This window comes from Achromobacter sp. GD03932 (assembly GCF_029839485.1).
Classification (GTDB): domain Bacteria; phylum Pseudomonadota; class Gammaproteobacteria; order Burkholderiales; family Burkholderiaceae_B; genus Achromobacter; species Achromobacter bronchisepticus_A.
Map to the genome: position 1 here is coordinate 1 of NZ_JAOCAT010000017.1, position 24,525 is coordinate 24,525.

General features: G+C 66.1%; 25 protein-coding genes and 1 tRNA gene. 13 read left to right on the forward strand and 13 right to left on the reverse strand.

Annotated features, from left to right (window positions below):
* On the reverse strand, positions 1-356 hold a 356-nt coding region (locus N5C88_RS16685; RefSeq protein ID WP_280015818.1), incomplete at its 3' end, for a hypothetical protein.
* Positions 357-711: 355 nt separating this feature from the next.
* On the opposite strand from N5C88_RS16685, the gene N5C88_RS16690 reads away from it, so the two are divergent.
* Genes N5C88_RS16690 through N5C88_RS16700 form a run of 3 tightly spaced genes read left to right on the forward strand, consistent with a single transcriptional unit; the run spans position 712 to position 4,522 of the window.
* Positions 712-1,920, forward strand: coding sequence for a fatty acid desaturase (locus tag N5C88_RS16690; RefSeq protein WP_054456025.1), 1,209 nt, complete (start codon positions 712-714; stop codon positions 1,918-1,920).
* Complete coding sequence (locus N5C88_RS16695; RefSeq protein ID WP_059373632.1) at positions 1,917-4,211, forward strand: UvrD-helicase domain-containing protein; 2,295 nt, start codon at positions 1,917-1,919, stop codon at positions 4,209-4,211. The genes N5C88_RS16690 and N5C88_RS16695 overlap by 4 nt, the downstream gene beginning before the upstream one ends.
* 5 nt (positions 4,212-4,216) lie before the next feature.
* Complete coding sequence (locus tag N5C88_RS16700) at positions 4,217-4,522, forward strand: chorismate mutase (protein ID WP_118935078.1); 306 nt, start codon at positions 4,217-4,219, stop codon at positions 4,520-4,522.
* A gap of 63 nt (positions 4,523-4,585) precedes the next feature.
* Here N5C88_RS16700 and N5C88_RS16705 read toward each other — a convergent pair whose 3' ends face one another.
* The 9 genes from N5C88_RS16705 to dapC form a co-directional block, all read right to left on the reverse strand.
* On the reverse strand, positions 4,586-5,767 hold the full coding sequence (locus N5C88_RS16705; protein ID WP_280015819.1) for a cytochrome c peroxidase: 1,182 nt from the start codon (positions 5,765-5,767) through the stop codon (positions 4,586-4,588).
* Positions 5,740-8,373, reverse strand: a complete 2,634-nt coding sequence (locus N5C88_RS16710; RefSeq protein WP_280015820.1) for a TonB-dependent receptor — start codon at positions 8,371-8,373, stop codon at positions 5,740-5,742. The genes N5C88_RS16705 and N5C88_RS16710 overlap by 28 nt, the downstream gene beginning before the upstream one ends.
* 117 nt (positions 8,374-8,490) lie before the next feature.
* Positions 8,491-9,408, reverse strand: a complete 918-nt coding sequence (locus N5C88_RS16715) for a FecR domain-containing protein (RefSeq protein WP_280015821.1) — start codon at positions 9,406-9,408, stop codon at positions 8,491-8,493.
* Between the two features lie 2 nt (positions 9,409-9,410).
* Positions 9,411-9,899 (reverse strand): sigma-70 family RNA polymerase sigma factor, encoded by a 489-nt coding sequence (locus N5C88_RS16720; protein ID WP_118932706.1) that lies wholly within the window; start codon positions 9,897-9,899, stop codon positions 9,411-9,413.
* Between the two features lie 124 nt (positions 9,900-10,023).
* A complete protein-coding gene (locus N5C88_RS16725; protein WP_251881627.1) occupies positions 10,024-11,958 on the reverse strand; it encodes an ATP-binding cassette domain-containing protein in 1,935 nt (644 codons plus the stop codon).
* Positions 11,955-12,851, reverse strand: a complete 897-nt coding sequence (gene prmB, locus N5C88_RS16730; RefSeq protein WP_280015822.1) for a 50S ribosomal protein L3 N(5)-glutamine methyltransferase — start codon at positions 12,849-12,851, stop codon at positions 11,955-11,957. The genes N5C88_RS16725 and prmB overlap by 4 nt, the downstream gene beginning before the upstream one ends.
* A gap of 9 nt (positions 12,852-12,860) precedes the next feature.
* On the reverse strand, positions 12,861-14,003 hold the full coding sequence (dapE, locus tag N5C88_RS16735; RefSeq protein ID WP_059373625.1) for a succinyl-diaminopimelate desuccinylase: 1,143 nt from the start codon (positions 14,001-14,003) through the stop codon (positions 12,861-12,863).
* Positions 14,003-14,824 carry a 2,3,4,5-tetrahydropyridine-2,6-dicarboxylate N-succinyltransferase gene (gene dapD / locus N5C88_RS16740; RefSeq protein ID WP_013394697.1) on the reverse strand — a complete coding sequence of 274 codons (822 nt, stop codon included), beginning with the start codon at positions 14,822-14,824 and terminating at the stop codon, positions 14,003-14,005. The genes dapE and dapD overlap by 1 nt, the downstream gene beginning before the upstream one ends.
* Positions 14,825-14,848: 24 nt before the next feature.
* On the reverse strand, positions 14,849-16,045 hold the full coding sequence (gene dapC / locus N5C88_RS16745; RefSeq protein ID WP_280015823.1) for a succinyldiaminopimelate transaminase: 1,197 nt from the start codon (positions 16,043-16,045) through the stop codon (positions 14,849-14,851).
* Between the two features lie 47 nt (positions 16,046-16,092).
* Here dapC and N5C88_RS16750 point away from each other — a divergent pair.
* From N5C88_RS16750 to N5C88_RS16790, 9 genes are all read left to right on the forward strand, one after another.
* A tRNA-Leu gene (locus tag N5C88_RS16750) sits at positions 16,093-16,179 on the forward strand.
* Positions 16,180-16,413: 234 nt separating this feature from the next.
* A complete protein-coding gene (locus N5C88_RS16755) occupies positions 16,414-16,746 on the forward strand; it encodes an AraC family ligand binding domain-containing protein (RefSeq protein WP_280015824.1) in 333 nt (110 codons plus the stop codon).
* A 43-nt stretch (positions 16,747-16,789) separates the two neighbouring features.
* Entirely contained in the window at positions 16,790-17,119 is a 330-nt protein-coding gene (locus tag N5C88_RS16760; protein ID WP_124260363.1) for a hypothetical protein, read from the forward strand.
* A gap of 131 nt (positions 17,120-17,250) precedes the next feature.
* Positions 17,251-17,643 (forward strand): VOC family protein, encoded by a 393-nt coding sequence (locus N5C88_RS16765; RefSeq protein ID WP_059373611.1) that lies wholly within the window; start codon positions 17,251-17,253, stop codon positions 17,641-17,643.
* 257 nt (positions 17,644-17,900) lie between these two features.
* Positions 17,901-18,614, forward strand: coding sequence for an aquaporin Z (gene aqpZ / locus N5C88_RS16770; protein WP_054456051.1), 714 nt, complete (start codon positions 17,901-17,903; stop codon positions 18,612-18,614).
* 51 nt (positions 18,615-18,665) lie between these two features.
* Positions 18,666-19,355 (forward strand): MgtC/SapB family protein, encoded by a 690-nt coding sequence (locus tag N5C88_RS16775; RefSeq protein ID WP_059373609.1) that lies wholly within the window; start codon positions 18,666-18,668, stop codon positions 19,353-19,355.
* A gap of 77 nt (positions 19,356-19,432) precedes the next feature.
* The gene (locus tag N5C88_RS16780; RefSeq protein WP_280015825.1) at positions 19,433-19,996 is read left to right on the forward strand and encodes a cytochrome b; all 564 of its coding nucleotides are present in this window, start codon (positions 19,433-19,435) and stop codon (positions 19,994-19,996) included.
* Between the two features lie 93 nt (positions 19,997-20,089).
* Positions 20,090-20,947, forward strand: coding sequence for a 3-deoxy-8-phosphooctulonate synthase (gene kdsA / locus N5C88_RS16785; protein WP_118932700.1), 858 nt, complete (start codon positions 20,090-20,092; stop codon positions 20,945-20,947).
* 66 nt (positions 20,948-21,013) lie between these two features.
* Entirely contained in the window at positions 21,014-21,322 is a 309-nt protein-coding gene (locus tag N5C88_RS16790; protein WP_059373603.1) for a hypothetical protein, read from the forward strand.
* Positions 21,323-21,346: 24 nt separating this feature from the next.
* Here the strand turns inward: N5C88_RS16790 and N5C88_RS16795 are convergent, their stop codons facing one another.
* Complete coding sequence (locus N5C88_RS16795; protein WP_118932699.1) at positions 21,347-21,832, reverse strand: GNAT family N-acetyltransferase; 486 nt, start codon at positions 21,830-21,832, stop codon at positions 21,347-21,349.
* A gap of 176 nt (positions 21,833-22,008) precedes the next feature.
* Here N5C88_RS16795 and N5C88_RS16800 point away from each other — a divergent pair, with 176 nt between their 5' ends.
* Positions 22,009-23,658, forward strand: coding sequence for an MlaD family protein (locus tag N5C88_RS16800; protein ID WP_059373598.1), 1,650 nt, complete (start codon positions 22,009-22,011; stop codon positions 23,656-23,658).
* Position 23,659: 1 nt separating this feature from the next.
* On the opposite strand, the gene N5C88_RS16805 is transcribed toward N5C88_RS16800, so the two are convergent.
* Both N5C88_RS16805 and N5C88_RS16810 read right to left on the reverse strand, forming a co-directional pair.
* Positions 23,660-24,079, reverse strand: coding sequence for a shikimate kinase (locus N5C88_RS16805; protein ID WP_347881400.1), 420 nt, complete (start codon positions 24,077-24,079; stop codon positions 23,660-23,662).
* A gap of 126 nt (positions 24,080-24,205) precedes the next feature.
* On the reverse strand, positions 24,206-24,514 hold the full coding sequence (locus N5C88_RS16810; RefSeq protein ID WP_059373681.1) for a hypothetical protein: 309 nt from the start codon (positions 24,512-24,514) through the stop codon (positions 24,206-24,208).
* Between the last annotated feature and the right edge of the window lie 11 nt (positions 24,515-24,525).

Genomic DNA, 24,525 nt, shown 5'->3' on the forward strand with positions numbered 1-24,525 from the left:
CGCGTGCCCAGGGTCTTGTTCTGGTACTTCACTTCCCAGGCCAGGCTGTCATTGCCCGCCTGGTCAGCCTGGTAGACCACCTGGGACACCGGCACGGTCTGGTAGGCGCAACGCCCGGCATCGCTGGACTGGCCCCGCGTCTGCATGATGTTGGCCTTGCCCAGGCGCGGCGTCATGGTGAGCGACACGCGCGGCGCGCGCAGCGCCAGGCAGTCCGATCCGCGGATCTCGTAGTACGAGGCCAGCACGGCGACGTCGCCTGATTTCAGCGTTTGCGCGGAAACGGCGGCGGGCAGGGCGGTTCCCAGCGCAGCCAGGGCGTAAAAAAATTGGGGACGGATTTTTTTCAGCAACATCAGTGGGACAAAAGAGACAGTTTGGTCGGTAAAGCACCCGCAGTGTGCGCCAGCCGCAAGTCCGCTTCAAGACCGGACGCCAAGCTGACAGGAACTTTAACGGTGAAATCGAGCCCAAACCTTGCGCCTTCGCGTATGCCCCCCACCTACCCTGGGGAGGACGGCCCTAGCGCCGCGTGCCGCAAGGCTCGGCCTCGCAACCTGCGTTTTTGGTTGCGAGAGTGGCTTTTTGCCCTGAAAAACCGGGGCTTAGTCCTTGATTTCGCTCAAAAACTATTTTGAAACTACCTTGTCATAAGTCAGCCAAGGTAAGCTAAACTCCAGGCACTTCTCTAGCGAGGCTCCTTACAGCTTTATGGATTACATCCTTTCCTTCATTGCCGGCGGTCTGACCCAAGCCACTTGGTGGCAGGTTGTCGTGTTCACTCTGGTTGTGACGCACATCACGATTGTGTCGGTCACGGTCTTTCTCCATCGCAGCCAAGCGCACCGTGGTCTGGATCTGCATCCGGCCGTCATGCACTTCTTCCGTTTCTGGCTCTGGATGACGACCGGCATGGTCACCAAGGAATGGGTGGCCATTCACCGCAAGCACCACGCCAAGTGCGAAAAGGAAGGCGATCCCCATTCGCCCATCCTGTTCGGCATCTGGAAGGTGCTGTTCCGCGGCGCGGAACTGTACCGCGAAGAATCGAACAACAAGGAAACCATGGCCAAGTTCGGCCACGGCACGCCTGACGACTGGCTCGAGCGCAACGTCTACAGCAAGCACAGCCTGTGGGGCGTGCTGACCATGCTCGCCATCGACATCGCCCTGTTCGGCGCCATCGGCGTCACCGTGTGGGCCGTGCAGATGGCCTGGATCCCCTTCTGGGCCGCCGGCGTCGTCAACGGCATCGGCCACTACTGGGGCTACCGCAACTACAACAGCCCGGACACCAGCACCAACGTGTTCCCCTGGGGCATCGTGATCGGCGGCGAAGAGCTGCACAACAACCATCACGCCCACGGCACGTCGGCCAAGTTCTCGGCCAAGTGGTACGAGTTCGACATCGGCTGGTGCTACATCAACATCCTGAAGTTCTTCGGCCTGGCCAAGATCAAGAAGGTTGCGCCCAAGCTGAAGCTGGACGACAGCAAGACCGGCATCGACCTGCGCACCCTGCAGGGCGTGATCACGCACCGCTACGAAGTCATGGCCCGCTATGCGGACGTGATCAAGAGCGCCGCCCGTGAAGAGCTGGCCAAGCTGAAGGATTCGCGCAACAAGGACAGCGCCGAGTGCGACTGGACCAAGCTGCACAGCGTGCGCCGCGCCATCCACCGCAACGAGGACATCCTCCAGCCCGAACAGGTTGCCGCCGTGGATCAAGCCATTGCCCGCAACAAGTCGCTGGCCACGCTGGTGCAGATGCGCCGCGAACTCGGCCGCATCTGGGAAAGCTCCAGCGCCAGCAGCGAACAGCTTCTTCATGACCTGCAGGCCTGGTGCCAGCGCGCCCAGCAAAGCGGCATCGCCGGGCTCGAGCAATTCGCTCAACGTCTGCGCCGCTACGCGGCATGATGCTAGAGAAGCTCAATCCTGAACAACGCGCCGCAGTAACGTTAGAACCGCAGCACGCCCTGGTCCTGGCCGGGGCGGGCAGCGGCAAGACCCGGGTGCTCACCACCCGCATGGCCTGGCTGATTCAAACCGGCCAGGCCTCGCCTTTTGGGCTGCTGGCGGTCACGTTCACCAACAAGGCGGCGCGCGAAATGCTTGCGCGCATGTCGGCCATCCTGCCGATCGACACGCGCGGCCTGTGGATCGGCACCTTCCACGGTCTGTGCAACCGCATGCTGCGCGCGCATCACCGCGATGCCGGCCTGCCGCAAAGCTTCCAGATCCTGGACGTCACCGACCAGCTCGCGGCGATCAAGCGCCTGATGAAGGCCAACGGCGTCGACGACGAAAAGTATCCTCCCCGCGATGTGCAGCGCTTCATCAACGGCGCCAAGGAAGAGGGCCTGCGTCCCGCCGACGTGGAAGCCTATGACGCCCATCGCCGCCGCCTGATCGAGATCTACCAGCTCTACGAGGCCCAGTGCCTGCGCGAGGGCGTGGTGGACTTCGCCGAGCTGCTGCTGCGCGCCTACGAACTGCTGTCGCGCAATGCGCCGGTGCGCGAGCACTATCAGCGCCGTTTCCGCCATATCCTGGTCGACGAGTTCCAGGACACCAACACGCTGCAGTATAAGTGGCTGCGCCTGTTGGCCGGCGGCGGCGCCGCGATCTTCGCGGTGGGCGACGACGACCAGTCGATTTATGCCTTCCGCGGCGCCAACGTCGGCAACATGGCCGACTTCGAGCGCGACTATGCGCGCGGCACCGTGATCCGCCTGGAGCAGAACTACCGTTCCTTCGGCCACATCCTGGATTCGGCCAACGCGCTGATCGGCCACAACACCGGCCGCCTGGGCAAGAATCTCTGGACCGAGCAGGGCGACGGCGAGCCGGTGCGCGTCATCGAGCAGCCGTCCGACGGCATGGAAGCGCAGTGGATCGTGGACGAAATCCGTTCGCTGATCCGCGAAGGCAGCCTGCGCCGCGAGATCGCCGTGCTCTACCGCAGCAACGCGCAGTCGCGCGTGCTGGAACACGCCATCTTTTCCGCCGGCATTCCCTATAAGGTGTACGGCGGTTTGCGCTTTTTCGAGCGCCAGGAAATCAAGCACGCGCTGGCCTACCTGCGCCTGATGGCCAACCCGCACGACGACACCTCGTGGATGCGGGTCGTCAACTTTCCCACGCGCGGCATCGGCGCGCGCACGCTGGAGCAATTGGGCGACGCCGCGCGCGCGCACGACACCAGCCTGTACGCGGCCGTGGCCCTGGTGCCCGGCAAGGGCGGCTCCAACCTGGCGCAGTTCGCGCAACTCATCCATCGCCTGATCGAAGAGACCCGCGACCTGCCGCTGCCGGAAATGGTTGAGCATATGCTCGAGGCCAGCGGCCTGAACGCGCACTACAAGGCCGAACGCGAAGGCGCCGAGCGCCTGGAAAACCTGAGCGAACTGGTCACCGCCGCGGCGGTGTTCGCGTCCGAGGAAAACTACGACGGCATGCCTGCCGGCGTGGTGCCCGAACAGGACACGGCCTCCACGCTGAACGCGGGCGTGGTCGACGCGCCGGTCGTGGCGTCCGACGGTCTGACCCCGCTGGCGGCATTCTTGTCGCACGCAGCGCTGGAAGCGGGCGACAACCAGGCCCAGCAAGGCCAGGACGCCGTCCAGCTCATGACCGTGCACGCCGCCAAGGGCCTGGAGTTCGACGCGGTTTTCATCACCGGCCTGGAAGAGGGGCTGTTCCCGCACGAGAACAGCGTCCTGGAAGCTTCCGGACTGGAAGAAGAGCGCCGCCTCATGTATGTGGCCATCACGCGCGCGCGCCAGCGTCTGTACATCAGCCTGGCGCAAAGCCGGATGCTGCACGGCCAGACGCGCTACGCGATGCGTTCGCGCTTCCTGGAAGAAATCCCCGAACAGCACCTGAAGTGGCTGTCGCCCAAGGCCGGCCTGGCCCAGGTCGGCGGCACGGGCGCTGGCTGGGGCGGCGGCAATCGCGGCGACGCTTTCGGCCGCAAGCCCACCAATACCATTGCGCCGCGTCAAGCGCGCAGCGTCACCACCGGCGTCACGGTGGGCGACAAGCAGTATCGTGTAGGTCAGGGCGTGCACCACGCGCGGTTCGGCGAGGGCACGATCATCGGCTTGAGCGGAGCAGGGCAGGACGCCCAGGCTGAAATCCAGTTCCGCGACGTGGGCGCCAAGACCTTGGCGCTGGGCATCGCCAAACTCGACATTGTTCAGGGTTGATACTCATGGCCGACAACGATACTTCCAAAGCCGAGTTGGCGTCGCTGCGCGCCGAGGTCGATGAAATCGACCAGCAGATCATGCTGCTGCTGGGCGTGCGGTTCCGCTGCACGGACATGATCGGCGAGCTCAAGCGCGAGCTGGGCATGGACCTGGTGGATCCCAAGCGCGAGGAGCAGCAGGTCGCGCGCATCCGCCGCCTGGCGCAAGAGGCGGGCGTGCCGCCCGCGCTTGCCGAAACCATCCTGCGCGAAGTGATCGACACCGTGGTCGACCACCACACCCGCCTGCGCGAGCGCCCCTACTCGTAATGCCAGGCCGGCGGCGCGCGGCAGCTTGCATCAGCGAGCCGCCGCGCGCCGCCTCTTCCTTTCCTACAAGACCCGCATGAACGCCAGCAAGGCGTCGATCTCGTCCGCGCTCAACGCAAGCGGCCGGATGTGTTCGGACTTGCGCGGCGCATAGGGGTCGGGCGGATCGCTGGGCTCGGGGTCGCGGCCCATGCCGGCGTTGTACATCCGCAGCAGGCCCTTCAGGTCGGGAAACAGGCCGTTGTGCATCCACGGTCCGGCGCGCGACACATTGCGCAGGCTGGGCGTGCGGAACTTGCCCAGATCGGCGGGATCGCGCGTCGCTTCGTAGCGTCCCAGATCCTGGTTGCGGCGGCCATAGAAGGACAGGCCGATGTTGTGGAACTGGTGGTCGGTCAGCATCGCGCCGCTGTGGCAGTTCATGCAGCGCGCCTGGGTGCGGAACAGGTGCATGCCGATCAGCTCGGCATCGTCCAGGGCGTCGGATTGCCCATCCAGGAATGTGTCGAAGCGCGTGGGCTCGGGCCGCAGCGTCGCGACATAGGCGGCCAGCGCGCGCGCCAGGCGGTCGGCATCCACTGGCGGCCGAGCGGCCGGCGCCGCGCCGAACGCCTGCAGGAACTGCGCCGGGTACGGGGCGGCCGCCAGCAGCCGCGCCACGGCGCCATCGGCATCATGGTTCATTTCGCGGGGATCGTGGATGGGGCCCAGCACCTGCTCCTTCAGGCTGGCGGCGCGTCCGTCCCAGAACAACCGGGGCGCGAACGGCGCCGCATACAGCGGCGTGGAGCGCCGCCTGCCCATCAGCTTGTCTTCGCCCACGGCCAGCGCCAGGCCGTCGGTGAAGGCGCGCTGCGGCAGATGACAGGAGGCGCACGACACCTGCCCCTTGCGCGACAGCCGGGTATCGAAGAACAGCATCTGCCCCAGCGTCACCACCGCCGGACGCGCAACGTCTGCGGCAAGTTCTGCCTGGCCGGCATTGGCCGCGGTCCAGGCCAGGGGCGGACTGGAGGCCGGCGGCGCCGGCCCCCATTCGCGCCAGTCCACGCCAGGATCGATCGTGGGCGCAGGCCAGGTCGAGGGCGGCCCAGCGTAGTGCGGGCGCAGGCAGGCGGCGTTCCAGCCCGTGGACGTGCGGCAGGCGGTCTGATCGTCCTGGGCGTCTGCATCGGCGTGGGACGCGGACGCCGCCAGCGCCAGCGCCGCGCCCAGGATCAGAAGCGGTAACCGACTTGCAGCCATAGCTCCCGTCCCGTCTGATAGGTACTGCGGTTGGTCTTGACGTTCGGATTGCTGGCCGTCACGGCGGGCCTGCGGTCCAGCACATTCAGGACTTCGACCGTGAATTCCAGGCTGCGCGCGAACGTGGGATTCCAGGAAAGCTTGGTGTCCCAGGTCCAATAGGACGGGATCTCGCCGGATTCGAAACGCTCCAGATAATCGGGCCGCGGACCCAGTCCCACGTAGATGGTGGCGTCGCGCTTGCTGCGCCAGTTCACCATGTTGCTCCAGGTCAGGCCTGTGCGCGGCCACGCGCCGGTCAGGCTGAGCGTGGCGATCTGCGGCTGGTAGAAGGAGCTTGGCGGCAGGTCGATGGCGCGCAGGCGCGAGCCGTTGTAGATCACGTATTCGTCGGGGTCGCGCGCGTCGCCGTTGTAGCCTTCGACCAGGTCCGCGTTGGTCTTGCGTTTCTGCCAGCTCCAGCTTGCCTGCATGTTCCAGCGCGTTTCGCCCAGGCGCCAGGGCTCCAGTGTGCGTAGCGACAGGCTGACGCCGTCGGTGGTGGACAGGCCTTCGTTGGTGTAGCGGTAGCCGTCCTTTTCGGTGCCGGTCTTGGTCCACTGGTCGCGGCCGTTGCGGCGTACGTAGCTCAGCACGCCTTCCATGCCGGCCATGCGCTGGCGCAGCGAGATCGCCCATTCGTCGTCATAGGGCATGCGCAGCCCCTTGTACTCCACGTAGTACTCCTTGCCGCCGTCCGCCACGGGGTTGCCGTTCTTGTCCAGCACCTGGCGCCGCAGGCGGCTTCTTTCCGCTTCAAGCGCGGTTTCCAGCACGCTGGAGCCGTAATAGCGCGACCATCCGGCGCTGAGCAGGGTGTCGCCCGATCCGAACATGTCCCAGTCCAGCCGCGTGCGCGGCGACACGTTGTTGCTGCCCAGGAAAGTTTCGCGGTCGTAACGCAGGCCGGCGTCCAAGGCCAGCCGTTCCCACTCGATGCGGTCCGATAGGTACAGGCTGGCCATGTCGTAGTTCACGTCCACGGTGCCGGGCAGGTAACGGACTTTGCTGTAGTCGCGATAGCTGCCATCGCGGTTATAGGCCCGCTGGTAGGAATGGCTTTCCTGGAAACGCTCGAAGTTCGCCTGGAGCCGGTTCAGTTCGGCCCCCGCGTACGGAATGTGCGTGAACACGCCCGTCCGTACCGGATCCAGGTCGACGCGGCCCTTCAGCGTCCAGGTGTCCTGCCGCGTCTGTTCCTTGCCGAAGCCGCCGGCCGTGTACTGCGGCAGCCGGTAGGGCCGGAAGGTCACGAGTTCGTCGCCGATGGATTCGCGGTTGCTCAGCGACCGGTCCCAGCCCGCCTGCAATGCCAGGCGTCCCCCCTTGAAATAGTGATCCACGTTGGCGCCGATACCGCGCGCGCCATGGTTGTTGTCCCAGCGCGTGTGCCGGAACAGGTCGCTGGCCAGGGTTTCGCTGCGGTCGCTGTACTTCAGCGTCAGGTCGGCCGTGGTATCGGCGCTGGCGCGCACGCTGAACTTGCCCAGGAAGTTGTCAATGCGGTCGCGGTAGGCATCCTGGCCCGGGGTCGGCTGCCCCTTGTCATCCACGCCCATGTTCCAGCGTGTGATGTCCGATTCGCGCCGCGACATGGCCAGCACCGCGCCCGATTTTTCATTGAAGGCCAGATCGCCCACGGCCGAATAGAAACGCTTCTTCCATTCGGGCGAGTAACCCGGTTTGCCCTTGGCCCAATTGTTCTCTTCGCCCTCGGCGACTTGCTGCCGCGTCATCTTGGAGGTGTTCCAGCGGTAGTCGAGGTTAACGCGGTTTTCGCCCGAGAACCGGCGCAATCTCGCGTCCACCACGCCGCCGGTGAAGCCACCGTACTCCACCGGCACGAAGCTGTCGTGCACGCGGACTTCCTCCAGCAGGCTCGTGTCCACGAAGTACGACTGTGGGTTGCTGGGCACGTTGCCGACCTGCAGGTTCAGATTCTTGCTGGCCGGATTCACGCGGTTGGTCGCGTCCATGCCGTCGAGCTGGAACAGGTTCTGGTAGGGGCTGGAGCCGTGGAAGGAAATGTCTTCCACGTTGAGTGAGCCGCGGTTCTGCGAGCCGGCCGCGCCCGGATTGGTGCGCACCGCCGGATGCGTCGCCACCAGCGTGCTGAGGTCGCGGTTGGAACTGGGCGTCTCGGCGATGTCCTCGCGGGTATAGATGCGCTCGCCGACCTGTTCGCCGTAGACCCGCACGGCGTCCAGGCGCAGGGCGGAAAACTGGTTGGTCTTGTCCACGTAGACGATGTAGCGTCCGGGACCGTCCGCGCGTAGTGCCAGCCCGGACCCCGCCAGCAGGTGGTTCAGCGCGAGCAGTGGCGAATACTCTCCGTGCAGCGGCGGGGAGGTCTTGCCCGCTACCGCCGCCGGCGGAAACGAGATCTCCAGGCCGGCTTGCCGGCCCAACGCGAGCAAGGCGTCGCCCAGGGGTTGGGCCGGCAGGTCATAGGCAACGGGCGCGGCGGGCTGAGCAGGGGCCGGCGAGGCCGTGAGCAACGCGGCGGCGAGCAGCGTCGCCGTAGCGCCAGACCGGCGCGCGCGCCGGTTGAAGTGGAGAAACAGCATGAATGCGTCCAAGCGGGTGTTGATGTCAGCCGTAGGACGTGTGCAGGTACGGATTACCTCAGTGGATTGCCGATGAATAATTTATATCGATTCTCATTTACTGATTAGCAAACGGCTCTAACGCAAGATCAACAGGCCGGGCAGTTCGGTAATGCCGACCTTGGTCTGCGCCAGCAGCAGTTCCAGCGCACGCTTGGGATCGCCGATGCTGGCTGTGCCCGACACGTGCAAACGCCTGGCGGTGTCGCCCAGCACCAGGATGTGCTTGCCGCCATAGCGGGAGAGCCGCGCCGCAGCCTGGGGCAATGCGACATTGTTGAAAGCCAGCAGGCCCTGGCTCCAGTCCGGCGCCGGTTCCTGCGCGGTGGCGAGGCGGGCGATGCCCGTCGCCGACACGGCGGCTTCCTGGCCCGCGTCCAACACCAAGACGGCGTCACCCTGGCAGACCAGGCAATGGACTGCGACGCGATGTTCGTACACTGCCACGCGCGTGCCGTCGGCCTCGCGCGCCACGACATAGCGGGTGCCGAGCGCGGCTGCGGACGCGTCCGGCGTCACTACCGTGAAGTCCGGACCGCCGGGCGCGCGCGGCGCGGCCGCGAACAGCGCACGTCCGGCCAGGAGCCGTACTTCGCGCTTGCCTGGCGCGAAATCGATGGCGATGGCCGAGTCCGCGTCCAAGGTGGCGCTGGAGCCGTCGGGCAGGGCCAGGCGGCGCACTTCGGCGCCGGTCGTGTAGTCCGCGCCGGGATGGGTGGCGCGCAGCAGTTGCCAGGCCGGCCAGGCCGCCAGCACGGCCAGCGCCGCCGCCGCGCCGCGCTTGCGCGTGCGCCGCGGCGCCAGCTTGCCGCGATCGATTTCGCCCATGCGCCGCCACAGGCGCGCCAGCCGTTCATAGGCGTCGGCGTGGCTGGCGTCGGCGCGGTACCAGGCTTCGAACTCCGCCTGAGCTTGCGCATCCATGCCCTGGCCGCTGTGGCGCACGACCCAGCGCGACGCTTCTTCCTGGGCGCTGCCGGTCTTGGGGGCGGCCATGCTCAGGACGCCAGCGCCTGGTCGCAGGCCAGCAGGATACGCATCATGTGCTTTTCCACCGCGCTGACAGAAATCGCAAAACGCTCGGCAATGGCGCGGTAGCTCAGGCCCTCGTGCCGGTGCAGCACGAACACGTCAAGGCTGCGACGCGGCTGGGTCAGCAGCGCGGCTTCCAGCCTGCGCAGCATCTGCCGCGCGGCAGCCACGTCCAGGGTGTCGGGCTCGTGCAGGGTAGGGCGCGAAGCGGCGTAGTCGGCGGTGGCGATCTGTTCGCGGCTGCGGCGCCGGTGCCAGTCGGTAGCGATATTGGCGGCCACGCGGAAGACGTAGGCGCGGTCGTTGTCGGGACGCGTCCTGTCCTTGAATTCCGCCAGTTTGATCCAGGTGTCCTGCGCGCAGTCCTGTGCGACGTCGCGCGAGCCGGTGCGCAGGGAGAGGAAACCCAGCACCTCTCGGTAATGGCGGAGAAATACTTCCGTGAGCGTAGACATGTCGCCGGCGCCGGGCGCCAGATAGAGTCAAATTCGCGGCAGAGTATAAATGATAACGATTTCTATTTCTAGATAAGAAGGGCGTGAAGGAAGCGGCGGCGGGCAGGGCGCCCGCCGCAGGCCGTCAGGCCTCGGACTGTTCGATCTCTTCCAGGGAACCCTGGATTTCCAGCCACTGCTCTTCCAGCTCGTCCATGCGCTTGCCGTGCTCGCCATGCTCGGCCATGACCTTTTGGCGTTCGGCGCGGCGAGCATCCGAGTACAGGTCCGGGTCGGCGATGACGGCGTCCAGCGCATGCAGCTTGGCGCGCAGCTTCTCCATCTCGGTCTCGACCTTGGCGAGCCTGGATTCCAGCGGCTTGCGCAGCGCGGACAGGCGCTGGCGCTGTTCGGCTTCGGCGCGGCGCTGGGCCTTGCGGTCCACCACCGGTTCGTTGCCTGCGGCGTTCTCGCGCGCGGCTTCCGCGCGTTCGCCGGCGTTGCGGGCGGCGAGCCAGTCGCGGTAGTCCTCCAGGTCGCCGTCGAACTCCTGTACCGCGCCGTCGGCCACGATCCAGAAGCTGTCCACGGTGGTGCGCAGCAGATGCCGGTCATGCGACACCAGCAGCATGCTGCCGCCGAAGTCCGCCAGCGCGGCGGCCAGGGCTTCGCGCGTTTCCACGTCCAGGTGGTTGCTGGGTTCGTCCAGCAGAAGCAGGTTGGGCTTTTGCCAGACGATCAGGGACAGCGCCAGGCGCGCCTTTTCGCCGCCGGACATGGGACCGACCTTGCTGGTCACCGTGTCGCCGGAAAAACCGAAGCCGCCCAGATAGTTGCGCAGCTCCTGTTCGCGGGTCTCGGGAGCCAGGCGCGCCAGATGGGCGATGGGCGTGCTGTCCACGTCCAGCATGTCCAGCTGGTGCTGATGGAAATAGCCGATGGCCAACCCGCGCGAGGCGCGGCGCGTGCCGGCCTGCACCGGCAGCTCTTCGGCCAGGGTCTTGATCAGCGTGCTCTTGCCGGCGCCGTTGGCGCCCAGCACGCCGACGCGGCTGCCGGCGCGCACCATCAGCGTCACGTCGCGCAGGATGGGCACCGCGTTGCCGTCGGCGTCCGTGTAGCCGGCCGACAAATGTTCCAGGGTCAGCAGCGGATCCGGCACCTGGTCGGGCGAGGGGATGCGGATGTCGATGCCGGCTTCGGCATGCAAGGGCGCCAGCACCTGCATGCGCGCCAGCGCCTTGACGCGGCTCTGCGCCTGCTTGGCCTTGGACGCCTTGGCCTTGAAGCGGTCGATGAAGCCTTGCAGCCGGGCGGCTTCGCGGGTCTGGCGTTCGTAGGCGATATTGGTCTGGCGCAGGCGCTCGGCGCGCTGCGTCAGGAAGTCGCCGTAGCCGCCGCGGTAGCGTACCAGCTTGGCGTGGTCGAAATGCAGGATGGACTTGGCGACCGCGTCCAGGAACTCGGTGTCGTGGGAAATCAGCATGACGGTGCCGGGATAGGCCGCCAGCCATTTCTCCAGCCACAGCATGGCGTCCAGGTCCAAGTGGTTGGTGGGCTCGTCCAGCAGCAGCAATTCGGACGGCGCCATCAGCGCGCGGGCCAGGGCCAGGCGCATGCGCCAGCCGCCGGAAAAGCTCGCCACCGGCTGCATCCATTCGGCGGGCTTGAAGCCCAGGCCGGCCAGCAGCTGCTCGGCGCGCGAGGCCGCGCTCCAGGCGCCGGCTTCCACCAGCGCCGCTTCCACCTCGGCGATCTGCGTGCCTTGCTCGTCCGTCAGCTCGGCGCGGCGCGCCTGCAGCTCGCGCAGATGCGTGTCGCCGTCGATGACGAATTCGCGCGCCGGGCGCTCGTCGGCTTCGATTTCCTGCTTGACGCTGGCTATGCGCCAGCCGGCGGGCATGGCCAGGTTGCCCGCGTCCAGGTCCAGCGTGCCGGTCAAGAGCGCGAACAGCGAGGACTTGCCCGCGCCGTTCTTGCCGACGATGCCCACGCGCTCGCCCGGATGCACGACGAATTCAGCGCCGTCCAGCAACACCTTGGTGCCGCGGCGCAGGGTCAATCCAGTAGCGCGTATCACAGGCTGAGTTGCTCGCGGGTAAGCAGCAGAAGCTGGTCGGAGGCTTCTTCCGTGTCCAGCCAGACGGGCGAGAGCTGCGGGAAGGCGGCTTCGAAGAAGTCGCGTTCGTGGCCGATCTCCAGCACCAGCACGCCTTCCGGCGTGAGAAAGCGCGGCGCCGCTTCCAGGATGCGGCGCACCAGGTCCATGCCGTCGCCGCCGCCGGCCAACGCCAGCTGCGGTTCGTGGCGGTACTCCTGGGGCAGGACGTCCATGGAGCCGCTGTTCACGTAGGGCGGATTGCAGATGATCACGTCGTACAGACGCGGCGGCAGACTGTCGAACAGATTGCTTTCGTGCAGGTCCAGCCGGTCCGTCAGACCGTAGTCGTCCACGTTGCGGCGCGCCACTTCCAGCGCATCCGGCGACACGTCGACCGCGTCCACGTGGGCATAGGGGAAGGCCAGCGCGGACAGGATCGCCAGGCAGCCGGATCCCGTGCACATGTCCAGCACGTTCTCAACCGCCAGCGCATCCTGCACCCAGGGCGCGAGGCCCTGGTCCAGCAATTCGGCGATGGGCGAGCGCGGCACGATGACGCGCTGGTCCACGTAGAAGCGGTGGCCGCGCAGCCAGGCCTCGTTGGTGAGGTAGGCGGCGGGCAGGCGCTCGGTCACGCGGCGGTCGATCAGGTCGAGCACGCGGTTGCGTTCTTCGCTGAGCACGCGGGCGTCCAGAAAGGGCTCCAGCGTATCCAGCGGCAGATGCAAGGCGTGCAGCGTCAGGTAGACCGCCTCGTCCCAGGCATTGTCGCTGCCATGTCCCAGCGCCACCTGGGCGGCGTTCAGGCGTGACACGCCGTAGCGGATCAGGTCGCGCAGGGTCAGCAGTTCTTGGCGGGCGGATTGATACATGTGAGGCTTTTACTTGGGCGGCAGCAGGAGGTTTTCCAGCGTGCGCCGATAAATGTTCTTCAACGGATCCAGCGAGGCCACTTCGATGCGTTCGTTGACCTTGTGGATCGTGGCGTTGCAGGGACCGAATTCGATGACCTGCGGGCAGATCTTGGCGATGAAACGGCCGTCGGACGTGCCACCGGTGGTGGAGAGCTCTGCCGTCACGCCGGTTTCGTCGCGGATGGCCGAGACCAGCGCATCCGTCAACGAACCGCGCGGCGTCAGGAAGGGCTCGCCGCCCAGTTCCCAGTCCAGCGTGTACTCCAGGCCATGGCGGTCCAGCACTTCATGCACGCGCGCCCGCAGGCTTTCCGGCGTGCTGGCGGTGGAGAAGCGGAAGTTGAACAGCGCCACCGCCTCGCCCGGCACCACGTTGGTGGCGCCGGTGCCCGAGTTCAGGTTCGACACCTGGAACGTGGTGGGCGGGAAGTACTCGTTGCCCTGGTCCCATTCGATGCTGACGATGTCGGCCAGGGCCGGCGCCAGCTGGTGCACGGGGTTGCGCGCGAGGTGGGGGTAGGCCACGTGGCCCTGGATGCCCTTGACCGTGAGCTTGCCCGACAGCGAACCGCGGCGGCCGTTCTTGCAGGTGTCGCCCAGCACGTCGCCCGAGGTGGGTTCGCCGACGATGCAATAGTCCATCTGTTCGCCGCGCGCCTTCAGCGCGTCGCAAACGATGGCGGTGCCGTCGATGGACGGGCCTTCTTCGTCGGAGGTGATCAGCAGGGCGATCGAGCCGCCATGCTGCGGGTGGGCCGCCACGAATTCCTCGGCCGCCACCACGAAGGCGGCGATCGAGCTCTTCATGTCGGCCGCCCCGCGGCCGTACAGGTAGCCATCGCGCTCGGTGGGAACGAAAGGATCGCTTTCCCACTTTTCGCGCGGACCCGGAGGCACCACGTCCGTGTGACCGGCGAACACGGTCAGCGGCGCCGCGCTGCCGCGGCGCGCCCACAGGTTGGTGACACCGCCCTGGGCGATGGTCTCGCAGGTGAAGCCGATGCGTTCCAGGCGCGCGGCCAGCGTCGCCTGGCAGTCTTCATCGGCCGGCGTGACCGAAGGGCGGGCGATCAGGTCCTTGACCAGATCCAGTACGGCTGAATTGCTCATCAGGCCCTCAGCAGATCGTTGATGCTGGTCTTGGCGCGGGTCTGCGCGTCGACGCGCTTGACGATGACCGCGCAAGCCAGGCTGTGCGAGCCGTCGGCCGACGGCAGCGAACCCGGGACCACGACCGAACCCGACGGCACGCGGCCGTAGGTGATCTTGCCGGTGGCGCGGTCATAGATCTTGGTGCTTTGCGACAGGAACACGCCCATGGCCAGCACCGAGTTCTCTTCGACGATCACGCCTTCCACGACTTCCGAGCGGGCGCCGATGAAGCAGTTGTCTTCGATGATGGTGGGGTTGGCTTGCAGCGGTTCCAGCACGCCGCCGATGCCCACGCCGCCCGACAGGTGCACGTTCTTGCCGATCTGGGCGCAGGAGCCGACGGTGGCCCAGGTGTCGACCATGGTGCCTTCGTCGACGTAGGCGCCGATGTTCACGTAGGAGGGCATCAGCACCACGTTGCGGGCGAGGTAGGCGCCGCGGCGGGCCACGGCCGGCGGCACCACGCGGTAGCCGCCTTGCTTGAAGGCGTTGTCACCGTATTCCGAGAACTTGAGCGGCACCTTGTCGTAGAACTGCAGGGGGGCCTGGCCCATGATGGCGTTGTCGTTCAGGCGGAACGACAGCAGCACGGCCTTCTTGATCCACTGGTGCACGACCCAGTCGTCGTTGATTTTCTCGGCCACGCGCAGGCGGCCCAGGTCCAGGCCGTCGATGGTGCGCTCGACCGCTTCGCGCACTTCGGCGCTGGCGTCGGTGGGCGACAGGTTGGCCCGGTCGTCCCAGGCTTTTTCGATGGTGGTCTGCAGGTCGAGAGTCATAGCGGCTCAGCTTTTAAAGGTTGATCAAACGGAAGTATGCACAAAATGGGCGATGCGTTCGGCTGCCTGCACGCAGTCAGCCAAGGGCGCCACCAGAGCAATGCGGATGCGGCCCTGGCCGGGATTCACGCCGTGAGCCTCGCGTGCCAGGAAACTGCCCGGCAGCACGGTAACACCGGTACGGCCAAAAAGGTCGCGCACGAACGCGGTATCGGAACCCGGCGTGGCCGCCCACAGATAAAACGAGGCCTGCGGGCGGGACACGTCCAGCACCTTCTGCAGGATGGGCACGACGGCGTCGAATTTCTCGCGGTACAGGCGCCGGTTGTCCTTCACGTGCGCCTCGTCCGTCCAGGCGGCGATGCTGCCTGCGGACACGATGGGGCTCATGGCGCTGCCATGATACGTGCGATACAGCAGGAAGCGGCCGATCAGCGCGGCGTCGCCCGCCACGAAGCCCGAACGCAGGCCCGGCACGTTGGAACGCTTGGACAGGCTGGAGAACGCCACCAGGTTGCGGTAGGTATCGCGGCCCAGGCGGCGCGCGGCCTGCAGGCCGCCCAGCGGCGGGTTGCCTTCGTCCAGATAGATTTCCGAATAGCACTCGTCCGAGACGATCACGAAACCATGGCGGTCGGACAGTTCGAACAGCGTTTCCCATTCGTCCAGCGACATGACGTTGCCTGCCGGGTTGCCCGGCGAGCAGACGAACACCATGCGCGTCTTCTTCCAGATTTCGTCGGGCACCTGGCTCCAGTCGCTGGCGAAATTGCGCACCGGGTCGGCGTTGACGAAGTAGGGCGTGGCGCCAGCCAGGAGCGCCGCGCCTTCGTAGATCTGATAGAAGGGATTGGGGCAGATCACCACCGAGTCTGCGGACGGGTCGATGACGGTCTGCGTGAACGCGAACAGCGCCTCGCGCGAGCCCAGCGCCGGCAGCACCTGCGTTTCCGGGTCCGGGGCAGGGATGCTGTAGCGCCGCGCCAGCCACTCCGAGATCGCCCGGCGCAGCGCCGGATCGCCCTTGGTGGACGGGTACACGGACAGGCCCGCGAGGCTGTCGCGGATGGCCTGTTCGACGCGCGCGGGCGCGGCGTGTTTGGGCTCGCCGATCGACAGATTGATGGGCGTCAGACCGTCCGGCTGCTGGCTGGCCGAAGCCAGCAAAGCGCGCAGTTTTTCGAACGGATAGGGGTGTAGGGCATCGAGGCGCGGATTCATGACGCAAGATTTTAACAAGCAAGCTACAATAGCGGGCTTGGCCTATAGCGAAGGTGGCGAAATTGGTAGACGCACCAGGTTTAGGTCCTGACGCCGTAACAGGTGTAGGGGTTCGAGTCCCCTCCTTCGCACCAACCTTATTTAGGCACTGATCGGGCTTCATGGCTACAGTGTCCTGCAAGCCCCAAGGCATTGAATGCCTTGGGGCTTTTCTTTTTTCGGCGCCGTCCCGCGCTTAGGGATAACCTCCCGTGCCTAAAGCGCATTTTTGATATATCTTCGCGCTCTTCGGTGGAGGCTTGCCGCTGTCCGGCATCGCAACAGCCTCTCAAACAGCCCCGTACACAGCACGATAAGGAGAGCCTTCCATGGCGCTCAAGCACGCTGCATTTCTGGATGTCATCGATATACGCACCCCGCATCGCGAACACGGGGAGGTCGTCAGCGTCAGCCTGATGAAGACGGCGCACATGCAACTGCTGCAATTGGCGCTGCCCGCCGGCAAGGGCCTGCCGCAACATGCCGTGGCGGGCGAAATCACCATTCACTGCATCGCCGGAGAGGTTAGCGTGGCATTGCGCGATGGCGTGCGCCAACTGCGCGAGAACCAGCTCGTCGCGCTGCCCGCGCACGAACCGCACGCGTTGCAGGCCGTGCGCGACGCGACCGTGCTGGTGACAGTGCTGCACGCCCCCGCCTAGTACTCCTTTTCCTGACGCAGACGTGTTCCCTGAGAGGTGAGCCGTGCATGAGCTATTGGCCGACTGGTGCGAAATCCTGAACCGCTTGCTGCGGGACGTGGCCGATGCCCACGCCACGGCGCAGGCGCGCGACAGCGCGCTGCGCCATGCCCACCGGCATTCCTGCCAGGCGCCGATCTGCTTCCGGATGTCCGGGACCACGGTCGGCCATCTGGCGGAAACGCTGGATTGCGCCATCCGCGCGTCCTGCGCCCGCCACGACAACTCCGCCTGGGTGCAGGCGCTGGATGTGGCTTACACCAAGTTCCTGCTGTATCTGATCCGCGACGTGGACCGGTGGTCCAGCGGCGGGCTGCACCAAGAGGCGGCCTAGGCAGGGATCAGGCTGTCGGCTGGCAAGGCCACTAAATACTGGATAAATGAACAGTAATCTGGTTCAATCCAATCATGCGCCTCCGGCGCGCGCGCCGGCCACTGCGCCATTTCCCACGATCAGGACGAACCATGAAATTCGGATACACCATCATCTACGTACCGGACGTCGCCGCATCGCTGTCCTTCTTTGAACAGGCATTCGGTTTCGCCAGGCGTTTTCTGCACGAGTCCCAGACCTACGGCGAACTGGACACCGGCGAAACCACGCTGTCGTTCGCGGCGCATGAACTGGCCGGCTCCAATTTCGGCGGCGGCCATGTAGCGGCTTCGGCGTCGGCCGAGCCGCTGGGCATGGAAGTGGCTTTCGTGACGGACGATGTGGCCGCGGCGCATGCCCGCGCGCTTGCGGCGGGCGCCACGGAAATGAGCGCGCCTGTCTCCAAGCCCTGGGGGCAGGTCGTGTCCTATGTGCGCTGTCCGGACGGAACGTTGGTGGAGCTCTGCACTCCCGTGCACGGCTAGGCGCGCTCGTTCCGGGGCGCGGGCCAAAGCGCCGGATGCGCGGCCCGGCACGGCCTGCATCGTCCGTGCCCGTGCGGCGTGCGCCTTTCCGTCTAGCCGGTCCGGACGATCCCCGAGTCCATCGGACGCCGTTACCGTGGTTGCGGCAGGGGGGGCCGCGTCCGGCTGCGTTCAAGAATTGTCAAGATTTGCATTGCTTTAAAGTCGTCGTTGCCGCCCCGCGATACCGTGGCATTTTCGTTTTTCGGGGAGTCGACATGTATCCGCTTTCTAAGCGTTGCGGCGCTGAGTTCTTTGGCACGTTCTGGCTGGTTTTGGGGGGCTGCGGCGCCGCGGTGCTGGCCGCCGGTTTCCCGGAACTAGGCATCGGTTTTGCTGGCGTGGCGCTGGCCTTCGGCCTGACCGTGCTGACGATGGCGTTCGCGGTCGGCCATATTTCCGGCGGGCATTTCAACCCGGCCGTCACGGTGGGCCTGGTGGCGGGCGGCCGTTTTCCGGCCAAGGAAATCCTGCCTTACGTCATTGCCCAGGTCCTGGGCGCGATCGTTGCCGCGGCGGTGCTGGCCTGCATCGCCAGCGGCAAGCTGGGTTTCGACCTGAAGGGCAGCCATTTCGCGGCCAACGGCTACGGCGCCTATTCGCCGGGCAAGTACTCGATGGTGTCGGCCCTGGTGACGGAAGTCGTGCTGACGGCGGGCTTCATCTTCGTGATCCTGGGGGCGACCAGCAAGCGCGCGCCGGCCGGCTTCGCGGCGATTCCCATCGGACTGGCGTTGACGCTCATCCACCTGATCAGCATTCCGGTGACGAACACCTCGGTCAATCCGGCCCGTTCCACCGGCCCCGCGCTGTTCGTGGGCGGCTGGGCGTTGGAGCAGCTGTGGCTGTTCTGGGTCGCGCCCATCGTCGGGGCGATCGTCGGCGCCATCGCCTACCGGCTGGTCAGCGATCCCGCCCAGGAGCGTAGCTAGGCCAGGCGTTGCGCCGGGCGATAATGGGGCCAAGTCTCTGATCCTGGTCCCATGAACGAATTTTCAATAGCCATCAATCTTGTGCTGGCCATGCTGCTCGGCGCCGCCATCGGCGCCGAGCGCCAATGGCGGCAGAACTATGCCGGCGTGGTCACGCATGCGCTGGTCTCGCTGGGCGCGGCCGCCTATACCGCCTTGCCCGCGCTGCTGGACGCCGGCAACGACATGCGCCTGGGCAGCCAGGTCGTGACCGGCATCGGCTTCCTGGGCGCGGGCCTGATCATGCGCGACGGCCTGACCATACGCGGCCTGAGCGCGGCCGCCACTATCTGGGCTACCGGCGCCGTAGGGGTGCTTGCCGGCTATGGCTTCCTGGCCGAAGCCAGCGCGGTCACGGCGCTGATCCTGGTCACCAATGTGCTGCTGCGGCGCGGCGCCAGGCTGATGGACCGCTACGTGCCCGACGCGGAAACCGAAGAGCGCTACTACAACATCGCCTTGACCTGCGCCTCCACGGACGAAGCCATGGTGCGGGCGGAATTGCTGAATGCCTTGGGCAAGCACAGCCTGCGCCTGCGCGGCGTGGAAAGCCAGCAGCGCGACGGCGGCCGCTCCGAGGTGACGGCGGTGGTCTATTCCATGCGCCAGGAAGACGAGCGGGTGGAACAACTGGTGGGCAGCCTCAGCCTGTTGCCGCAGACCTACTCGGCCAGATGGACCTCCGACACCGGCAACGCCTGAGGCCGGTCGGAATCAGGACGCCGTAAGTCCGATCTCAATACGCTTGCACTCCCATTCCAGGAAGATGAGCGTATTCCGTGACCACAACGATTACCCCCGCCGCGTCCACCGGCCTTGCGCACTATGACCGCGTCACCATCGCGTTCCATTGGCTGACGGCGGCGCTGGTGGTGGGCCTGTTCGCGCTGGCCGAGATCTGGGACTTCCTGCCGCGCGGCACGCCCACGCGGCGTTTGCTGCAGCACCTGCATATATCGTTCGGCCTGGTGTTTGCCGCCGTGTTCGTGCTGCGCGCCATCTGGCGCCTCACGGCGGGCAGGCGCCTGTCGCCGGCCGCCACGGGCTGGCTGCGCGTGGCTAGTACGGGCGTACACGGATTGCTGTACCTGTTGATGGCGACGCAGATCGTGCTGGGCTTTCTTTTCCGCTGGGCGCAGGGCGAGCCGTTTGCTTTCTTCGGCCTGTTCGATGTGCCCACGTTGATCGCCATCGACCATGAGCAGCGCCGCTTCATTGGCGGACTGCACGATACCGTGGCCTGGTGCATCATCGCGCTGGCGCTGCTGCATGCCTTGGCCGGGCTGTTCCACCACTATGTCCTGCGCGATGGCGTGCTGCGCCGCATGCTCTCCAGCCGCTGAGGAGCGCGCGGCAAGGGCGGGTAGTGAAAGCCGGGCCGGGCAGGTTGTACATTACGCACTATCACTGCCTTACTTCCACAGGATGTACCCATCATGACCGCCCCTGAAGTGTTTATCTCCTCCTCGATCAGCTGCGCGAACGATCGCCCCTTCGTGCTGTTCGGCGGCATCAACGTGCTGGAATCGAAGGAACTGGCGCTGCGCGCCTGCGAGGAATACCAGCGCGTCACCCGCAAGCTGGGCATCCCGTACGTCTTCAAGGCCTCCTTCGACAAGGCCAACCGCTCGTCCATCCATTCCTATCGCGGCCCGGGACTGGAAGAGGGCATGAAGATCTTCGAGGCGGTCAAGAAGGAATTCGGCGTGCCCGTCATCACCGACGTGCATGAGCCCTGGCAGGCCGCGGCCGTGGCCGAGGTCGTCGACATCCTGCAGCTGCCGGCCTTCCTGGCGCGGCAAACGGACCTGGTGGTGGCGCTGGCCAAGACGCAGCGCATCATCAACATCAAGAAGCCGCAGTTCCTCAGCCCGACGCAGATGCTGAACATCGTCGAGAAGTTCACCGAGGCCGGCAACGACAAGCTCATCCTGTGCGACCGCGGCACCTGCTTCGGCTATGACAATCTCGTTGTAGACATGCTAGGGTTTGGCGTGATGAAGAAAGTGTCCGGCAACAGGCCGCTCATTTTCGACGTCACGCATGCCTTGCAGCAGCGCTCGGCGCTGGATGCGGCATCAGGCGGCCGCCGCGAGCAGGTGGCCGAACTGGCGCGCGCGGGCATGGCCGTGGGGTTGGCCGGCCTGTTCCTGGAAGCCCACCCCGATCCCAAGAACGCGAAGTGCGACGGTCCCAGCGCCTTGCCGCTGGACAAGCTGGAGCCCTTCCTGACCCAGTTGAAGATGCTGGACGACCTGGTGAAGTCCTTTGCCCCTATCGACATCGAACCCTGAATCCCGCGGTCATAACGGCTGCGTAAAGTTGTTATACGATCCGGGCCAACCATTGGGGAGGCCTGGATGTCTTTGTATGTGATCGTCGCCGTCCGAAAGGAACCCGTCAGCGGGCACGTGGCCTATGTGCGTTGGGGCCAGGCCGAACGCGGCATCCCCGGCTGGGTCACCGAGCCGGTGACGGCGGCGGCATCCGAGGTCATCGAGGCCATCAAGGACGGCGTGGAAGTCGAAACCGCCATCAGCCAGGATGGCATGAGCGTGGCGCTGCGGCCGGTGCGCGTGCTGGTGGATGACGACGGACGCGAACACCTCGCGTCCGCGCCGGTTCCCAGCTCGACCCTTTACACGCTTTTCGATCTGCCGGAATTCTGATCCGGCCAGGCCGGCTGGCGGCGCCTAGCGCCGGCCCTGCGCGAAATTGAGCAGGGCGTCTCCGGCCATCCGGTAGCGCACCCATTCATCCTGCGGCAACGCGCCGATCGACTTGTAGAAATCGATGGCAGGCGTGTTCCAGTCCAGCACGCTCCATTCCAGCCGGCCGCAGCCGTTGGCCACCGCCTCTTGCGCCAGATGGCGCAACAGGTCGCGGCCCGCGCCGATGCCGCGCTGCTCCGGCGTGACGTACAGGTCTTCCAGATAGATCCCGTTCTTGCCCAGCCAGGTCGAGTAGCTGTAGAAGTAGACGGCGTAGCCGATGGGCTTGCCGTCCAGCAGGCACATCAGGGCCTTGGCCGGCGCGTTCTCGGCGAACAGGGTGCGCTCGACATCCTGGGGGCTGGCGATCACTTCATGGGCGGCGCGTTCGTACACTGCCAGCTCGGTGATGAAGGCATGGATCTGGGCCGCGTCCGAGGCGACGGCGGGACGGATTTCGATGGTCACGGGTACTTCCTGTTGCTGCTTTTGGGGGCCTTATCCTACTCGTGAATCGGGCGGCGCGCATTTCTGCCCGGCGCGTCCATTTCGGGAATACCCTTACTTGCGCGCTGGTCGTGCGGGCGCGATTCTTGAAAGCGTTCTGCCCTCGAGTCCAATGCGTACAACAGGGGACATCTCCCATGCCTGAACCTGGGTCCGCCGTTGCCAGCACGCCTGCCGCAAGCCGTAAGAGGCGTCGCCTGTCCTGGATCTGGCTGGTGCCTCTCATCGCAGCCGTGGGCGGACTGGCGCTGGTAGTGCGCGTCTGGATGCAGGCCGGCCCCACCGCCACCATCAGCTTCCAGACCGCCGAAGGGCTGGAGGCCGGCAAGACCCAGGTCCGCTACAAGGATGTCGTGGTCGGCGTGGTCGAGCGCGTGGCCCTGAACTCGGACCGGTCGGGCATTGTTGCGACCGTGCGCATCAACAAGGACGCCGGCAGCCTGCTGCAGGAAGGGACGATGTTCTGGGTGGTGCGGCCCAGGCTGACCCTGAGCGGCGTGTCCGGCCTGAGCACCCTGTTCTCCGGCGCCTACATCGGCGTGGACCCCTCCGACCGGTTCCGCCAGGAAGGAGAAAGCCGCGCCACCAAGTACAGCTTCGTCGGCCTGGAAACGCCGCCCGAGGTGCAGCAGGACCGGGCCGGCAAGCGCTACACCCTCAAGGCCCGCGACCTGGGCTCGCTGGACATAGGCTCACCCGTCTACTTCCGGCGCATTGCCGTGGGGCAGGTGGTGGCCTATCACCTGGACAGCAGCGGCGAGGGCGTCAACGTGCAGGTGTTCATCGATGCGCCCAATGACGAATACGTCAATAGCGCCACGCGCTTCTGGAACGCCAGCGGCGTGGATTTCAGCGTCGACGCGCGCGGCCTGCAGGTGCGTTCGCAGTCGCTGCTGTCCGTGATCGTGGGGGGCGTCGCATTCGACACCATCGAGCAGCACGCGCACGTGGTGGCCAAGGCCGATGCCGAGTTCACCATCTTCCCGTCGGAAGGGGCGGCCCGCGCGCAACCGGATGGCATGCCGCTGCACATCCGCATGCGTTTTGACCAGTCGGTCCGGGGGCTGGTGGTCGGCGCGCCCATCGACGCGTATGGCGCGGCCATCGGCCAGGTGGACTCGATCCGCCTGGAGTTCGACCCGGCGATCAAGCAGTTCTACGCGCTGGTCGGAGCCACCGTCTATCCCGAGCGCCTGGGCGCGCAGACGGTCGAGGAAATCAAGGAATACTCGGGTTCGACGCTGCAGCATCCCAACGGCAAGCTGCTGGCCGCGTTGATCCAGCACGGCTTGCGCGCGCAGCTGCGCATCGGCAACCTGCTGACGGGCCAGCTGTACGTCGCCTTGGCGGTGTTCCCGGACGCCAAGCCGGTGGCGTTCACGATGGAGGAAGAACCGTTCATTCCCACCGTGCCGAACAACCTGGACCAGTTGCAGCAGCAGATCAACAGCATCCTTACCAAGCTCGACAGGGTGCCGTTCGAAGGCTTGGGCGCCGATCTGGGCCAATTGCTGCGCGCCACTTCCAGCCTGATGAAGCGGCTGGATACGCGCCTGGCGCCCGAGGCGCAAGCCATGCTGCGCCAGGCCAGCAAGTCCTTGGCCGCTGTAGGCGGGGTGCTGAGCCCCGACGCCGGCCTGCCGGTCAATGCCAACGCGGTCTTGCAGGAATTGTCGCGGGCGGCCCGCTCGCTGCGGGAACTGTCGGACTATCTGCAAGCGCATCCGGAGTCGTTGCTGCGCGGCCGCGCGCCGGATGCCCAATACCAGCGCCAGCCGGCGCGCTAGGCTAGCGCGCGAGCCATTGCGCAATCAGGCAGGCGCTGGCTTGCGCGTCCGTGGCCGAGGTGTCCAGCACCAGGTCGCTGAAGGGACGCGCGGCATAGCCTTCGAGGTACATCTGCGCGATGCGCTGCCGCTCCCAATCCGTCAAGATGCGGCCGCCCCTGTCCGATTGGGCGGCCGTGAGCGTGGGGGCCAGGGTCACTACGCGCAAGCGCGCGCCGCGTTGTCGGCACGCCGCCAGGATTTGCTCGTAGCTATCCTGCTCCAAGGGGTAGGCGATGACCAGATAGCGCTCCTGCGCCTGGGCGATCAGCCTGGTGAGGCGGGCCAGCGCCAGCGCCCACTGCTCGGTGTATGGCAGATGGCTGGGGGCGTCGTGATCATCGCCGTCGATGAAGCGCACAGCGGGCAACAGGGCGGCCAAGGCCGCTCCGACCGTGGACTTGCCGCTGTTGATCGGGCCGTTGATATGGATGACGGTGGTGTCAGGCGTTGATATGGCTGTTCCTTTCAGGGCAGGCCGGCGCGCAAGGCGTCCGCGCCGGCCGAATCAGAACAGGCATTGTCGCAAAGCGAACTTGCGGCCGAAAGCCCTCACTTCGTCGCCGTCCACGGACGCCGCCAGGTCCCAGCGGTCGCCGCGCGTCACCAGGAAGGACCGGCCGGTTGCGGCATGGCGCAAGGCGAATTGCCAGAAGGCTGCCTCGGAGCCCACCGGTTCGAGGTCGTGCGGCCCGATCAGCAACCGGCTCGGGCGGGGCGTTGCGCCCAGTGTCCAGCGCAGGGCGATGCCCAGGAACGCGAAACGCGCCGAGAACGACGACGGCTGGACGGTCAGCACGCGGATTCTGTTGATCATTGCCAGGACCC